General features: G+C 60.4%; 21 protein-coding genes. 16 read left to right on the top strand and 5 right to left on the bottom strand.

The genetic code is table 11. The features are described from left to right. Positions 1–114 precede the first annotated feature (114 nt). Positions 115–2,217 (top strand): glycogen debranching protein GlgX, encoded by a 2,103-nt coding sequence (glgX, locus tag GHK62_RS16850; protein WP_153440431.1) that lies wholly within the window; start codon positions 115–117, stop codon positions 2,215–2,217. Continuing rightward, complete coding sequence (locus GHK62_RS16845; protein WP_234886927.1) at positions 2,210–3,259, top strand: DNA topoisomerase IB; 1,050 nt, start codon at positions 2,210–2,212, stop codon at positions 3,257–3,259. Before glgX ends, GHK62_RS16845 begins: the two co-directional genes overlap by 8 nt. A gap of 66 nt (positions 3,260–3,325) precedes the next feature. Here the strand turns inward: GHK62_RS16845 and GHK62_RS16840 are convergent, their stop codons facing one another. Then, on the bottom strand, positions 3,326–4,018 hold the full coding sequence (locus GHK62_RS16840) for a BON domain-containing protein (protein WP_153440300.1): 693 nt from the start codon (positions 4,016–4,018) through the stop codon (positions 3,326–3,328). A gap of 448 nt (positions 4,019–4,466) precedes the next feature. Here GHK62_RS16840 and GHK62_RS16835 point away from each other — a divergent pair, with 448 nt between their 5' ends. From GHK62_RS16835 to GHK62_RS16810, 6 genes are all read left to right on the top strand, one after another. Beyond that, positions 4,467–4,715 carry a DUF2934 domain-containing protein gene (locus tag GHK62_RS16835; protein ID WP_153440299.1) on the top strand — a complete coding sequence of 83 codons (249 nt, stop codon included), beginning with the start codon at positions 4,467–4,469 and terminating at the stop codon, positions 4,713–4,715. A 67-nt stretch (positions 4,716–4,782) separates the two neighbouring features. Next, positions 4,783–5,223 (top strand): CBS domain-containing protein, encoded by a 441-nt coding sequence (locus GHK62_RS16830; RefSeq protein ID WP_153440298.1) that lies wholly within the window; start codon positions 4,783–4,785, stop codon positions 5,221–5,223. A gap of 312 nt (positions 5,224–5,535) precedes the next feature. After that, positions 5,536–5,826: a hypothetical protein gene (locus tag GHK62_RS16825; protein WP_153440297.1), complete on the top strand. Its 291-nt coding sequence runs from the start codon at positions 5,536–5,538 to the stop codon at positions 5,824–5,826. Positions 5,827–5,972: 146 nt separating this feature from the next. Beyond that, positions 5,973–6,629: a DUF6766 family protein gene (locus GHK62_RS16820; protein WP_153440296.1), complete on the top strand. Its 657-nt coding sequence runs from the start codon at positions 5,973–5,975 to the stop codon at positions 6,627–6,629. A 126-nt stretch (positions 6,630–6,755) separates the two neighbouring features. Then, on the top strand, positions 6,756–6,944 hold the full coding sequence (locus GHK62_RS16815) for a DUF3008 family protein (protein WP_153440430.1): 189 nt from the start codon (positions 6,756–6,758) through the stop codon (positions 6,942–6,944). Positions 6,945–6,965: 21 nt separating this feature from the next. Then, positions 6,966–7,310 (top strand): hypothetical protein, encoded by a 345-nt coding sequence (locus tag GHK62_RS16810; RefSeq protein ID WP_153440295.1) that lies wholly within the window; start codon positions 6,966–6,968, stop codon positions 7,308–7,310. Positions 7,311–7,333: 23 nt separating this feature from the next. Here the strand turns inward: GHK62_RS16810 and GHK62_RS16805 are convergent, their stop codons facing one another. Further along, positions 7,334–7,858, bottom strand: coding sequence for a sigma-70 family RNA polymerase sigma factor (locus GHK62_RS16805; protein ID WP_153440429.1), 525 nt, complete (start codon positions 7,856–7,858; stop codon positions 7,334–7,336). A gap of 412 nt (positions 7,859–8,270) precedes the next feature. On the opposite strand from GHK62_RS16805, the gene GHK62_RS16800 reads away from it, so the two are divergent. The 5 genes from GHK62_RS16800 to GHK62_RS16780 all read left to right on the top strand — a co-directional run bounded on the left by GHK62_RS16800 (position 8,271) and on the right by GHK62_RS16780 (position 10,830). Then, positions 8,271–8,609, top strand: coding sequence for a hypothetical protein (locus GHK62_RS16800; protein ID WP_153440294.1), 339 nt, complete (start codon positions 8,271–8,273; stop codon positions 8,607–8,609). Positions 8,610–8,973: 364 nt separating this feature from the next. Beyond that, positions 8,974–9,258: a DUF1236 domain-containing protein gene (locus tag GHK62_RS16795; protein WP_153440293.1), complete on the top strand. Its 285-nt coding sequence runs from the start codon at positions 8,974–8,976 to the stop codon at positions 9,256–9,258. Positions 9,259–9,395: 137 nt separating this feature from the next. Continuing rightward, positions 9,396–9,683, top strand: a complete 288-nt coding sequence (locus tag GHK62_RS16790) for a hypothetical protein (RefSeq protein WP_153440428.1) — start codon at positions 9,396–9,398, stop codon at positions 9,681–9,683. Between the two features lie 410 nt (positions 9,684–10,093). Further along, positions 10,094–10,576: a CBS domain-containing protein gene (locus GHK62_RS16785; protein WP_153440292.1), complete on the top strand. Its 483-nt coding sequence runs from the start codon at positions 10,094–10,096 to the stop codon at positions 10,574–10,576. After that, the gene (locus tag GHK62_RS16780) at positions 10,564–10,830 is read left to right on the top strand and encodes a DUF982 domain-containing protein (protein WP_153440291.1); all 267 of its coding nucleotides are present in this window, start codon (positions 10,564–10,566) and stop codon (positions 10,828–10,830) included. Before GHK62_RS16785 ends, GHK62_RS16780 begins: the two co-directional genes overlap by 13 nt. A gap of 121 nt (positions 10,831–10,951) precedes the next feature. Here the strand turns inward: GHK62_RS16780 and GHK62_RS16775 are convergent, their stop codons facing one another. After that, positions 10,952–11,809 (bottom strand): SDR family oxidoreductase, encoded by an 858-nt coding sequence (locus GHK62_RS16775; protein WP_153440290.1) that lies wholly within the window; start codon positions 11,807–11,809, stop codon positions 10,952–10,954. Between the two features lie 370 nt (positions 11,810–12,179). On the opposite strand from GHK62_RS16775, the gene GHK62_RS16770 reads away from it, so the two are divergent. The 3 genes from GHK62_RS16770 (at position 12,180) to GHK62_RS16760 (ending at position 13,130) form a co-directional block, all read left to right on the top strand. Further along, positions 12,180–12,431, top strand: a complete 252-nt coding sequence (locus GHK62_RS16770; RefSeq protein WP_184108470.1) for a hypothetical protein — start codon at positions 12,180–12,182, stop codon at positions 12,429–12,431. A gap of 11 nt (positions 12,432–12,442) precedes the next feature. After that, a complete protein-coding gene (locus GHK62_RS16765) occupies positions 12,443–12,691 on the top strand; it encodes a hypothetical protein (RefSeq protein ID WP_153440289.1) in 249 nt (82 codons plus the stop codon). 244 nt (positions 12,692–12,935) lie between these two features. After that, positions 12,936–13,130: a hypothetical protein gene (locus GHK62_RS16760; protein ID WP_153440288.1), complete on the top strand. Its 195-nt coding sequence runs from the start codon at positions 12,936–12,938 to the stop codon at positions 13,128–13,130. Between the two features lie 2 nt (positions 13,131–13,132). Here GHK62_RS16760 and GHK62_RS16755 read toward each other — a convergent pair whose 3' ends face one another. Beyond that, positions 13,133–13,915 carry an SDR family oxidoreductase gene (locus GHK62_RS16755; protein WP_153440287.1) on the bottom strand — a complete coding sequence of 261 codons (783 nt, stop codon included), beginning with the start codon at positions 13,913–13,915 and terminating at the stop codon, positions 13,133–13,135. Positions 13,916–13,918: 3 nt separating this feature from the next. Then, positions 13,919–14,290: a hypothetical protein gene (locus tag GHK62_RS16750; RefSeq protein WP_153440286.1), complete on the bottom strand. Its 372-nt coding sequence runs from the start codon at positions 14,288–14,290 to the stop codon at positions 13,919–13,921. Positions 14,291–14,390 lie beyond the last annotated feature (100 nt).

Below are 14,390 nucleotides of genomic sequence, written 5' to 3'. Positions count from 1 at the left end.
CCGGCTCCGGCGAAAGTTCCACAGCCTGTCGCAGGGCGAAAGGCGTCTGGTAGGAACAATTTCTTGTCTTCCGCGTTGCACCATCGCCTCGAGCGGGCGCGGGTGGTAACGGCGATGAACGTCACTTTTTCCGAACTTAATTTCCTGAAGCCGGAACTCGGTGCCGAGTACACAGGCGAGGGTACGCATTTCGCGGTCTTTTCGGCCCATGCCGAGATGATCGAACTTTGCCTGTTCTCGGAGGATGGCAGCAGGGAAACGGCGCGCCTGCCCTTGCCGAAGCGTGAAGGTGATGTCTGGTCGGGCTATATCGAAGGCATCGGGCCGGGGACGCTCTACGGCTACCGTGCGCACGGGCCCTACGACCCGCACAGCGGACACCGATTCAATCCGAACAAATTGCTGCTCGACCCCTATGCCAAGCAAGTCGCCGGCACATTTGTCTGGGACGACGCACTGTTCGGATATACGATCGACGGCACCGGCAACGACCTTTCCTTCGATGAGCGCGACAGCGCGCCTCTCATGGTCAAGGGCGTCATCCAGGATCCGGCTTTCGACTGGGCCGGTGAGGAGGCGATCCGCCGCCCCTGGACGGACACGATCATCTACGAGACCCATGTTCGCGGCATGACCATGACGCACCCGGCAGTGCCGGAAGACCTGCGCGGCACGTTCCTCGGCATGGCAAGCGATCCGATCATCGACCATTTGACGAAACTCGGCGTGACCGCCATCGAACTCCTGCCGGTGCAGTATTTCCTCGACGACCGCCATCTGCTCGAGCGCGGCCTCAGGAACTACTGGGGATATCAGACCCTCGGCTTCTTCGCGCCACAGACGCGTTACATGAAGAGCAACCGCATCACCGAGTTCAAGACGATGGTGAAGCGGTTTCATGCCGCCGGCATCGAAGTCCTGATGGATGTCGTCTACAACCACACGGCCGAGGGCTCGGAGCATGGTCCGACCTTGAGTTTTCGCGGCCTCGACAATCTCAGCTACTACCGGCCATCTCCGGAAAACCCGCGTCACACCTTCGACATGACCGGCACCGGCAACACGCTCAACGTCGCCCATCCGATGGTGCTGCGCATGGTGCTCGACAGTCTTCGCTACTGGGTGCAGGTGATGCATATCGACGGCTTCCGCTTCGATCTCGCGAGCGCGCTCGGCCGTGAGGACATGGAATTCGATCGGGAAGGCGGCTTCTTCGACGCGATCAGGCAGGACCCGATCCTCGCCGGCGTCAAGCTCATCGCGGAGCCTTGGGATATCGGCGACGGCGGCTACCAACTCGGCGGCTTCCCGCATCCGTTCCGCGAATGGAACGATCGGTTCCGGGACGATGTCCGGCGGTTCTGGAAGGGGGACGACGGTATCGTGCCGGTGCTTGCCGAGCGTATCGCGGGCTCGCCCGTACAATTCAATCACTCCGACCGTGGTGCGACCGCGTCGATCAACCTGATCAGCGCACACGACGGCTTCACGCTGATGGATACGGTTTCCTACAACGACAGGCACAATGAAGCCAATGGCGAGGACAATCGCGACGGACACGCCGAAAATCATTCCGACAACATGGGTGCCGAAGGTGCCACCGATGACGAGCGGATCAACAATGCGCGCGCACGCCGGCGCAGCGCAATGTTTACCACCCTGATGGTCAGCCAGGGGGTGCCGATGATCCTTGGCGGCGACGAATTCGGAAACAGCCAAGCCGGCAACAACAACGTCTATTGCCAGGACAACGAGATCGGTTGGGTTGATTGGGCTTCCGGAGACGAAGCCTTCCTGGCCTTCTGCCGAAAGATGGTGGAGTTCCGCAAGGAGAATCCATCGCTCCGCCAGGAACGGTTTCTCAACGGCGAACCGGGCGAGGGCGGTCACCTCGAAATCGCCTGGTACAAGGCCGACGGCCGCCCGATGGACGAAGAAGCGTGGCATGATGAAACGTTGCGTATCGTCGGCGTCTACTTCAGCCGCAACGGCGTCGCGGAAACGACGCCAGCCAACGGCATTTTCCTGGTCTTGAATGCCGGCGCCGATTGCGAGATCTCGCTTCCCCGCGTAAATGAAACGGAGCGATGGCAGCGCGTGCTCGATACGGCCAGTTTCGATGCGGCAAGTGACGAGCCCGGCCCTCGCGCGGCGCAAGACCATGAGGTTGTCGCAGGACAAAGCGTCACCGTCTTCCTTCCGGGGGACCATGGCTAGAAACGGTGAGCCCGCGCTCGAGGAAAACGGGCTCGTCTACGTGAGCGACACGGAGCCGGGCATCAGGCGACAGCGCAAAGGTCGGGGCTTCGTCTACCGTCTGCCGGACGGTTCGGTACTTTGCGACCCCGTGGTGAAAGCGCGCATATCGTCCCTGGGCCTGCCCCCCGCCTATGAGAACGTCTGGATCTGCCTGGATGAGAGCGGACATCTCCAGGCGACGGGCTACGACGCGCGCGGTCGAAAGCAGTATCGCTATCACGAGAAATGGCAAGCGCTCAGAAGTGGCGACAAGTTCGGACAGCTTCCGATGTTCGGAAAGGTGCTGCCGAGGATCCGCCGCACGATCCGGCGCCACATGCAGGGTGCTCCTGAAGACAGCCGCACGGTTCTCGCGGCGCTCGTGGCGCTCCTCGACGAAGCGCACCTGCGTGTCGGTAGCCCGGCCTATGTCGAGGCCAATGCGAGCTACGGCGCGACAACCTTGCTCAAGCGCCACCTCAAGCTTTCGGATGGCTGCATCCAACTGAGCTTCATTAGCAAAGGGGGCAAGCGGGTGAGGCGCAGACTGCGTCATCCAAGATTGCAGCGGTTGCTCGAAGAGATTGCGGACTTGCCGGGGCGGCAGCTTTTTGTCTGGAAGGACGACAATGACACTGTGCGGCCGATCGATTCGGGGCGTCTCAATCGCTACCTCGCAGAGATATCAGGAGCGCCGATTTCCGCAAAAACGTTCCGGACCTGGGCCGGGAGCGTTGCGGCCTTTACGGTTGCGCGCGCGGCCGTCGGGAGGGGAGAGCGGCCGACCGTGAAGAAGATGAGCGAGGCAGCCGCATCCGTTCTGCACAACACCCCGGCGATCGCGCGCACAAGCTATATCCATCCGGAGATCATTGCACTCGCTCGCGACACCTCCGTTTCGGCCAGAACGCTCGACGCGCGCGGCCGCGCGAACAAAGAATTGCGCGCCGAAGAGGCGCGCATGCTCAGTTTTCTGGTGCGCGCCGAAAGAATGAGGCGTCGGAAGCTCTCCGAAGACTGAACGGCGAGTTCTGCGGCAAACTGCACCTCCGCAGAGCCATTTGGCCGTAATCAGTCTGCCGGTCGGCTAAGTTATCGTCCCTGTCGATGTCCCAGCCGACGGCTGCACCCGAATATTGTTTTGCACGTGCGTGACGCCCGAGACGTCGTCGGCGCAATCTTCAGCGCGGCGTTTGGCCCACTTCGAGTCGACGAAACCGCTGAGTTGCACCTCTCCATTCAAGACGGAGACCTCAATGTTGGAGGCATCAAGAGCGCCATCGTCGCTCAGCCGGTCGCTCACGTCCTCTTGGATACGGGTGTCAGGGCGGGTGTATCCCTTGGGGCCCTTGCCGCGATGCTGATCCATCTCGCGTCGCCGCTCCGCCTCCTCGTCGCCGAACCAGGAGGCGACTTCGTCGCTTGCTCGATCGATAAAACCGCGTTGCCGCCTGCCTTCCCACGGCGCCTCGTGGCTACGGTACGGGCGTTGACCGCGATAACCATAGCCGGAGCCGTAGTAGTCGCCGAATGCCCTTTCGCGATTCCACCGATCATAGTCTTCTTCCATACCGCGATAGCGGCCCGCGTAGCGCGTTTCGGGGTTCGGGAAATACATGGAATTTTCGTAGTCAGCGCCTCGCGGGGCCTCGCCAAAGCGTTCACGTGCACGCCGCCACTCCCGTTCGTAGTCATAGGGTGCGCCATAGCGATCCCGCTCGCTTTCGCGGAACCGGCTAAAATCTTCACGGGACCGGTCAGATTCCCTTTTTCTCGCCATTGGCTCCTCCTTGCATTCCATTCTTGTGTCAACGCCATTCCAACCGCCCAGCCGCGGATCGGTTCCGGCGGACAAAGGCCTGTCAGCCTGCGGCACGCACTGTGTCTGGAACATTCGTGGGCGAGCGGGATTTCAAATGGAACCCGGGAACGCGCAACGCACCACGCACTCGGGACCGTATTGCATTCAGGAGTGGAGAGAAAAATGCCGAACCCGCGCGAACCAGAGCCAAAACCGCCTACACCCAAGCCACCGCCACCCTGGGACCCCGAGCCGCCGATCGAAGAGCCGGATCCCGAGCGACTTCCGGATGAAGTGCCAGTCCCCAATCCGGACGAAAGTCCGGAGCCTCCCAGACACTTTTGACCGCGTTTCAGCCGGCGGAACAATTGAGCGGTCGCGCCGTTTGGATTTTGCCATCGAAGGAATTCATCGGTGAGGAAGGGACATGGACAACGACACGGAAGAGCTTATCCGGCGCAGAGCCTATGCGATCTGGGAGCAGGAAGGTCGCCCTGAAGGCCAGGATCGCAGGCACTGGGAGCAGGCATCACGAGAGATGCAGAGGGAAGAAAACCAGTCGAGGAGCGGCGAGAAGGAGGATCTCGAAACGGAAGGTACGACGCACGCAACTTCAACGCCGACGTCACCACCCTCCGAGAGCAAATCCCCAAAGGCCGGCTCGGCAGGGCAATGAGACTTGTGAGACCGGCTGGCGGATGCCGGTCGGTCACAGTTTCGCATCAAAAATAAGGAGCAAGATCATGCACGTATCGGAAATCATGACCAGGGACGTTCACCTCGTCAGCCCGAACGACACCATCACTGACGTCGCAAGGCAAATGGCGGAAAACGACATCGGCTTCCTGCCGGTGGGAGACCACGACCGGCTGGTCGGCATGATAACGGACAGGGACATCGTTGTTCGCGGTGTCGCAGACGGCCTCGACCTTCAATCGAAGGTTGGTGACATCATGACGACCGATGTCAAGTACTGCTTCGAAGACGAAGAAGTGGATGAGGTCGCGCGCAATATGGGCGACGTCCAGGTTCGGCGCCTGCCCGTGGTCAACCGCGACAAGCGATTGGTCGGCATCGTATCGCTTGCCGACGCTGCCCGCGAGCAGCCCGCGACGGCCGGTACCGGCCTTAAGGGCGTCACTGTTCCCGGCGGATCCCACAACCAGGCCGGACGAAGCGGCTAAACGTACCCACTAGGCTCCGGCCTATCCTTGGGTATGGCGCAGGCGAGCGCGAGGCGGAACAAAAGTCCTGCCTCGCGCTTTTCTTGCAACAAAGGAGTCCCGGAGATGCCAGGGAAGCAATACGGCAGCGGTAGCGGTGCAGTTCCGCGTCGCGCACAATCGGGCTCGCGTGAACAAGGTCATGCGGGCAGATCATTGAACACGGGAAGACCGCAAGAGGCATGGACGGCGGCGGAAAAGGGCCTGCCCGAGGCGGAGGACAGGGCCCCGTCCGGCGGACACATTGCCGATGCCGGGGACGCCGCGGGATGGATGCCAAGCGCGACCGATCAAGAGGCGACCCCGGCAGACCCGCCGCAGCCGCGCCCCCGTGATTACGGTGAGAACATACGCAGCTCGGTGAGGGATGTTTCTGGATCCGAGTCCGGTGGTGGCCACGTGATGCTTGGGGGTGACGCCGAGCAGAGCGATGATGGCACCGGGGGAAAGACGTGGAATCAGGCCCTCGGCGAAAACACGAATGCCGGAATGGCCCGCTTTTTCGGTGCGATCGCGCTCTTCATCTTGATTTTTGCCTCCCTGTTCTGGCTCATCGGTGGCTGATCGGCACCATTACAGGAATGCCCTAGCCCTCTTGGTACAGGAAACCAGCATGATTTCAGCGTTTACGGCGCCTGAGGGCGCGAAGGGTGCGAGACCAAGCCACCCATGGCGACTGGCCGATGACCCAAGGTGGAGTGAGTGAACTGATGTCGTTTCTGCGTAACAACGGATTGACGATCGCGCTGTGCGCACTGACCTCTGCGACCATCGCCGGCATGGTGGTCAGCGGCTTGTATGCTTACAACCACGATGCGGCCTTGCACGATGGCACGCCACTAACCGTCGCCTCGTACATCTTGTCGGGTCATTTTCTCTCAGCTCTCTTCGAGAACTGGGAAAGCGAATTTCTGCAGATGTCCGCTTACGTTTGCCTCACGGCGTTCCTCTTTCAACGCGGCTCGGCAGAATCGAAGGACCCGGATGCCGGATCGAACGATGATGATCCGATCTGCAAAAAAAGTAATCCGGCGGCACCATGGCCGGTTCGGCGTGGTGGTGTGCTTAAGGCGCTCTATTCCTATTCGCTCGGCGTTGCCCTCGGCGGCCTCTTCGTGCTGTCCTTTGTACTGCACCTGCGCGCAAGCGCGGCCGCGGCAAATCTCAATGCTTCTGCCCATGGCGAAGCAGCTTCGGACCTCTGGAATCACCTTTTCAGTTCTGAATTCTGGTTCGAATGCTTCCAGAACTGGCAATCGGAATTTCTTTCCACTTTGGTCCTCGTGGTCCTTTCCATCTTTCTCCGCTTTCGCGGATCGCCGGAATCCAAGGGCGTCGCGGCTCCCACGTGGCAAACCGGCAAGTAGGAGGAGAGCGCCTCCCCACCGGTGGCGTCCATTAGCCTTTCCACATAGGGAACATAATTGACTATCGCCGGTTCCGGGAGTGTCGGAATCGATGCGGCGCCATCTGTCGTCCGAAGGAGAAAAGAGATGCCTGCAAAATCGAAAGCACAGCAAAAGGCCGCAGGTGCCGCGCTTGCCGCCAAGCGAGGAGAACAGAAGAAGAGCGAACTCAAGGGTCCTTCGAGGAGCATGGAAAAATCCATGACCGAAAAGGAGCTTGAGGAAATGGCCTCGACAAAGCGGAAAGGCAAGAAGGAGCACGTGTCCAAGTCATAGGCTTTCAGTGGGCGGCTTCCTGTGGATGCCGTCCGCCTGGCCGACACGACCGTCGCGGCGCTGATGCCCGAACGTTTGGTAGTCTTCTCCGATGTCGGGCGCGTCCGCCGGCGCTCGCACTTTTCCTTGTCCCGTTCTGGCGATTTACATGAAGAACCCGGCACAATACGTTATCGTGAGATCCTCGCCATGACGAAGGATAAACGGATGGAAGAAACCAAGGCACGCGCGGGGCCGGACGTAGACAAGGCCGTCGATGAGTGGATCGCTGCTCTCATGGACAAGATACAGAAGGAGGCCGTGCCGGAGCGGCTCCTGGAACTGGCTCGGCAACTGCAGGATGCGCTCAATGCACGCAAGCGCTGAGGGAATGCTCCTCCCCGCTGCGGCTAGTTCAAAGGATTTCCATGCATCTGGACTATTAATTCTTCGCGTGCGCGGCTGAGGCGGCTCTTGATGGTGCCGATAGCGCAATCGCAGATGTCGGCCGCTTCCTTGTAACTCATGCCGAAACCGGCGACGAGGACGAGAACCTCCCGATGCTCGGGGGTCAGTGACGCCAAAGCATCACGAAGTTCGCCATTCAGAACCGACCACTCCTGCGGAGGTGCCATGGGAATTGGCAGCTCGGCGCAATTTGTGTTTCCTGGGCTCTCGCGCGTCCGGATCTTGTACTGCGTCCGAAACGTGTTTCGCATGATGGTAAACAGCCAGGACTTCAGGCTGGTACCCGGTTCAAATTGACCGATGCTTCTTAGCGCCCGATACAGCGTTTCCTGCAGGAGGTCGTCCGCCTCGAAGGGTACCGAGGTGAATGTCCGGGCAAACGCCCGCAGAGCAGGCATCAGGTCGACGACCTGGTCTTCTATGTGATGATGCGATTTGTGAAGCGCATGAATGCCGGTGGCAGGCATATCGAATACCGCCCTTTGCACGAACAGAAGATTGGTAATGTCGAACAATGCCTAGCTGGCCTTTTGGTTCCATCGACGATATTTGCTGAGCGAAGGGACGTCCCGTTACTAGGTCCGGGTGATCCCCCTGGAGGAGAGGCGGCCCTTTTTCGACCGACGCTGCCGGATGGCGACTTGGCTCCCTTCGGTTTCAATGCGCGAAATGCGATTGCGCGTCGAGGCGCCGGTCACGCCGCGCGCAGCTCGCTAACTGCCGCTAATCGGGCAAATGCCATCGCAAATCTCCAACCATCGCAATCTCTAAAATGCCTCGGTCTGATGCGATCCTTGAACATGGTTGGGGCCAGGCGCCTACTTTCTTTTCGTGAAGGTTGGCCGGAGGCAGGTGTTTGCCCGCCAAAGGAGGTACGCAATGAAAAAGCTTCCCAGAATGATCGCTTTGTCGCTGTTTGGGCTCGCGTCCGGGACGGCAATGCCGCTCATTCCCCTGAGTGGCGATAGCGGTTCGTCAAGCAATGCCTACGCAGACAACGCTGTGATTATCATACCAGGAACTGGAAGTGACGACAGCGGCCGCAGCGGCGGCAGCGGTGCGCAGGATAGCGTGGGTTCCGGCAGTGGTCCCGAGGATACCGGTAATGGCGGAACAGGCGGCGATGGTGCAGGCACCGGCGGCGGGGACAGTTCCGCCAGCAGCGGCGGTGAGGGCACCGGCACCGGTGGCGGCGCGTCGGGCGGTGGCGGCGATTGAGGGCGGCAAATCTGACCTGAACGACGTGCATAAAATCAATGAGCTAAAGCGCGTCGCATCAGTCCGGTTGAACGCGACGCGCTTTATGTAACCCCCGGCTGGGGTCTGAAGAGGTTCTTCTTGTTGAAGGACCTCTTTTTTGTGCCGTTCGTCAAAACGTGATTCCGTCTGCAATCGGCCGTTGCGACGAAAGCGCACGTGCCGCTTTCGTGCGGACACCTTAGACCCGAGAGAGATCGAAGCCAGAGAGATCACAGCCAAGAGCCAAGCCAGGCCTGCGAGTGCCTGGGAACCAATTGCGTTACCGCTGGTTGGGTCTCTCAAGGAACTGGTTGTGGAGGTGTCTCAAGAAAGGAGCATATCAATGAAGAAATTTGCCATGACGATTGCGGCGCTGCTGACGGCTGTGGGTTCCTCGGCGATTGCCCAGGATACTGTCGTATTGCCCGGCGAAGTAAGAACCTATGTGCTCGAACAGAATACGCCATCCGTTCAATATGAGGGCGATATTGTCGTCGGCCAGCCGGTGCCTGACGTGGTGCAAGTCTACCCCATTCCGGAACAGCCTGATTTCGCCTACGCGGTCGTCAACGAAAAGCGGGTCATAGTGAACCCGAAGACGCATACGGTCGTGCAGGTTCTTGAATAGCTGCGCCACTGCATGGTTCCTTGAACCGAGATCGATTCAGGGACGAAATCATGCAGAAAATCAAAGTGCTACAGCGTCCTTTGCGCGTATGATTGGACGCCCGGCGCTGTAGTCCCGATGAATGTTCGGGGACCAATATGGGAAAACGCGTGGAAAGCACCGAATTTCGATTGGCTGCGCAGCGCGAAATTCTCGTGGCCGTTCTTTCCGCGCTTGCAAAAAATGACGACGCTTGGCGGGAGATCAACCGTATCCTGGAAGAAGAACTGATCGTGCAGGATCACGAGGAAGATCCGGGCATCGTTCCGTCCGAGGCCTTTGCCCGGCAGAACGCGGTGACGGCGGAAATCTCATCCATTCTTCAGGACGCAAGCGCACGTGCAGCCCGCGGCGCCAGCCCTGCCGCGCCCAAAAGCGATCGTTGAGATCGTTCAGAAAAACGAAATAGCCTGCTGCACGGGGGAACCGCTCCCCTGCTGGTGCGTTAAGGAAGCATTGCGGCCTACAGCGCCGCGCGTCAACGCATGCGCAACGATCGCTGTAGAGCTTTGAGTTTCTGCCTGATTTTGTCCTTAAATCGGTTCCGATTTTAGGGGGATCATGCAGCATCCGGTGCATGTCCACACGAGCAGAAGGGAGCATATCGTGCGGCAAAGATCGAAGCAAAAGCGACCGAGATTCCTTCGGCCGCCTGAAAATCCGAGTCTCAAAACGACGCAGCGAAACACGTGGCAGCCCCAGGTGATTGTTCCATACCGCGTCGATCTCACACTCAAGAAACCGCTAGATGAGGAAGTCAGGGTGCCTGCATCCATCAATGGCAGGAGTCTCGTCAATGGCCGCCCATGAGGACAGATCGATACGCGTCCGGGACGTGATGTCCAAACAGGTCTTTACAGTTTCACCCAGCGATACGGCGCAATCGGTTGCGCGACTGATGGAGGAGGCAGAGGTGGGCGCGTTGCCAGTCGAGGCTCCGGGCGTCGGAACGATCCTCGGGATCGTCACGGAACGCGACATCCTCGCTTCGGTGGTCGCGCAGGGACTATCGACATCGACGGCTGTGTTCGAATTCATGACGGTTTCAGCCGAGTACTGCGAGGAGGAAGACAGCATCCTGCTGGCCGCGCAAAAGATGCATGAGTTCAAGATACGCCGCCTCGTCGTCCTTGATGAAAAAAAGCATGCGGCCGGCATCATTTCCCTGGCCGACATCACGCGCGCCAGCCCGGAACTCGGGGGGCTCGTGTTGGAGGGAATGAGCCGTCAGGAGCCCCAATCCTATGCGCTTGAAGGAGCCTCGATATGCCAAGCCTGATGCAGGATCGCCTGTGGAGCGAGGTGGTCATCCTGGAGGCGCCAAGGCGGGTGCTGCGGGTGCAGAGCACGCGCGACGCCTTTCTATGTCTCAAGAACCACTGGCCGCTCGCCGATGGAAAGGCAAAAAGCGAAGCATTGGCTGCATGCGATCGCGTGATCGAGGGAAATGACGAACCCGACGCCGCGCGTTCCGCCTTCATCAAGGCGGCCGAGGAAGCGCAATTCCGCGTCAACAGCTGGACCGGTGCCTGATTGGCGCGAGCGTTCCGGCGAGGCAGGGCCTGCGGGCCGATAGCATAGGCGACCGGATCATGTCGGATCGCCGGGCCGTCGCGGCTGCTTCCAGCTTATTTCACGCTTCTCTCATCCGTTGTCAGAGGAACGGCTTGCCTCCGGTCACGGCGACCGTCGCGCCCGATACGTAGCTCGACATCGGGTCCGCCAGCATGACAAAGGTCGAAGCCAGTTCCACCGGCTGGCCCGGACGCTTCATAGGCACCTGCTTGCCGAAATCGACGACGGAATCCTCCGGGAGGGTCGAGGGGATCAACGGCGTCCAGATCGGGCCCGGAGCCACGACATTCGCGCGGATCCCGCGGTCAGCCAATAGCTGCGCAAGGCCGGCCGTGAAGTTATGGATTGCACCCTTCGTGGTGGCATAGGCGAGCAGGGTCGGGTTGGGACTGTCGGCATTGATGGAAGCGGTGTTGATGATGGCACTGCCTTCACGCATATGCGGCACCGCTGCCTTGGTCAGATAGAAGATGGCATGAATGTTGACCCGGAAGGTCAATTCCCATTCCTCGTCCGTTATGTCCTCGATCGCCCGGAAGGACGCCTGGTGAGCCGCATTGTTGACGAGAATGTCTATGCCGCCGAGCTCTTCGATGGCCGTGTCGACGATCCGCCGGCAGTGATCGGGGGACTGGATGTCTCCCGCCACGAGTACGGCCTTGCGCCCGGCTTCCTCGACGAGCGCCTTCGTCGCGCGGGCATCCTCGTGCTCGCTGAGGTAGGCGATGAGGACGTCAGCGCCCTCTCTGGCGTAGGCGATCGCCACAGCCCGGCCGATGCCGCTATCGCCCCCGGTTATGATCGCCTTCTTTCCTTTCAGCCGGCCCGAACCCTTATAGGAATTCTCACCGTGATCCGGCATCGGCTCCATTCGTTCCGTCGTTCCGGGCATGGCTTGAGGCTGCCGCGCAAAGGGAGGGCGAGGGAAGGTATCCATTTCCAAAAACTCCGTGTTGGATCAGGCAGCCGTTCGCAGAGTCCGTCGCGTATCGACTACAGTGCCGCGCGTCGTTGTGGACGTGCGAAGGTCGCTGAATCATGCAGCAGACGTAACCCGAGCCACACATGCTTTGTTCCGGAGGTATTTCGTCGAACGTGCCGATTCGAGCAGAACAAGCCCAGGCGGCGTTTCCTCGTTTTCGGGATAGGCGTAACGAAACCACGCGCCATGGCGGCAACGCTCTCCGCGCCGATCCACGAGGGCACCTTCCTGCCCTGGGGATGACTCAGGGTTGTTGGAAAGGATTTCGGTCGGAACTTCTCATCCGGCATGGCGTTGACTCACCATCAACGCTCAGGAGGAAGAGGTGAAAACGACGGAAAAGCAGCGCAAGGACGCCAAGGGCGCCCAGCGCGGCGCGGCCGGACAGAGACCGGCCGAGAAGGATAGCGACCTGCATCCGCGCTCGAAAACGCAACCTGTCGAGCCGGACGATCTGCCAAACCATCGCGCGATGCGCGAGGCCGCGCGGCAAAAGCGGGACGACTATCTCGTGGAGTCCGATCTCGAGGATGCGGATCAACGCTATCCGACGCCGGGCATGAAAGACCAGGAATGAGGAGCGGAATGATGGCACTGAAAACGCTGAGAGCCGGCTTCACCGGCAAACCGGCAGAACCCGATCTGAAAACGAAAACACAGGATGTTGCGCGCTACGTCCGCGACGAGGCGGCGGTGGTTGCCGGGACGGCCCGCGATCATCCGGCGGCGCTGAGCGGCACTGTGCTCATGGTCGCCGCCCTGGCGTTCGTCGCCGGGTATGTCATGGGCGGCACGCCGGCCACTCCCGCGCGCAGCCAGAGGTTCTGGTCGCTTTGATATAGCGCCGCGCGAGCTTTTCTCAGGCCGATCGGGAACAAATCGCCACCCATCCAGTTTATGTGTCGGACCGCGTGGAACAAGTCCCCTCTCCGCAAGCCCCTACGGATCCGCGCGTTCCCAAACAACAGTGCAGATCGGGCTCCACCAATCGGTGGGGCCCTTTTCTTGGGCGCGATACTCGAAAGTCAGGAACGATTTTCCCCCGCTCAGGTTTTTCCACTGAACATTCTGGAGAGCAATGATGAAAAAGCCAAAATCAGGTGCACCCGGCACGACAGAACAATCGCCGCGCTGGGAAGGACCGGAGGAGACGAGGCCGCGGGGTTACCTTCCCGCCAAGGATGATCCCAAGCGGGGCAGGGATGCGGCTGGGGAAAATCTGAAAGATCCGCACCGCGGCAAGCTGTCGGACGCGGGTAAGACCAAGGGCGACTAGCTTTACCTGAGCAGGCCCTGACCACCGTCTATCCAGATGGGGCTGCCAGTGACGTGTCGCGCGTCATCCGAAACCAGGAATCGAATCACCTCCGCAACGTCTTCGCTGCGGCCGGGTTTGCCGCCGGTGATCGGGATTTGGCCGTCCGGCCATTCTACCGGTATTGCGGTTTCGTCCGCATTGCGCAGGTTGGTGTTCTCGTCGATCCGCGTCTCGATCTCTCCCGGGCACACGGCATTCACCCGAATGCGGTGCCTGGCCAATTCAAGGGCGAGTTGCTGGACCATCGCCACCTGCGCCGCCTTGGTAGCGGCGTACGCGGTTGCTCCAGGTGTGGTGAAGGTCCTGGTGCCGTTTATCGACGATACGATGACAATTGCACCGCCGCCGTTTTGCTTGAGATAGGGAACCGTCGTGTGCAGCGTCAGAAACGTCCCGCGCAGATTGACGGCAATGGTCTTGTCCCATTCAGACGGCTTCAAGTCGTCGATCGGCGCCCAGACGCCGTTGATGCCGGCATTGGCTACGACGACATCGAGATGCTCGAATTCACGGACGAGTGTCTTCACCGCGTTTCGCATCGCAAGCTCATCCGCGACATCGGCTTCGAGCACCAATGCTTGGCCCCCGGCAGCACCGATCGCCGAGGCGCAATCTTCGAGCTCCGTGCGGGTGCGACCGAGCAGGCCGACCTTCACTCGGTCGGCGGCAAGAGCAAGGGCGGTGGCGCGGCCGATGCCGGATCCCGCTCCAGTGACCAGGGCGACAGACGACCGATCCGCCATGGCCTAATGCTTCTTCCTATGGTCGCTGGCGATGGTTGAACCCGTGACGGAAACGGGGTCACTGGCAGGAAAGGTATCTTCCAGGCCCTGGTCGAGCTGGCGCTCCATCTCGGCCGCGTCCTTGGCTGCCCTTGCGGTCCGTGCAGCCTTCACGTTACGCTCTACGTCGGCATCGCTGCTGTCCGGCGCATCGGCGTGTGCAAGCTCCAGCATAACCGCCTTGGCCCGTTCGACGGCGTTTAGCCGGTTAATGCTCCGCGATGCGTCGTTGCGCATCGAAACGGAAACGATCTCTCCACCTTCACCGACGAATTCGACCGTGAAACCTGATCGGCCGCCCTGTTCGGGGATGACCTGTGTTCCAACGAGATGCATGCGTGACCTCCTGGCAACTTGGGTTTGTTACGCAAACGGGCCTCAGTGGCGTTTGGTTCCAGCGACGCCACGGGTGTGCTTACGATCGCCGCCGTTGTCG

This window comes from Sinorhizobium terangae (assembly GCF_009601505.1).
Lineage (GTDB): Bacteria > Pseudomonadota > Alphaproteobacteria > Rhizobiales > Rhizobiaceae > Sinorhizobium > Sinorhizobium terangae.
The sequence above is the reverse complement of the archived record's forward strand: the minus strand, read 5'-3'. Positions and strand labels throughout refer to the sequence as shown.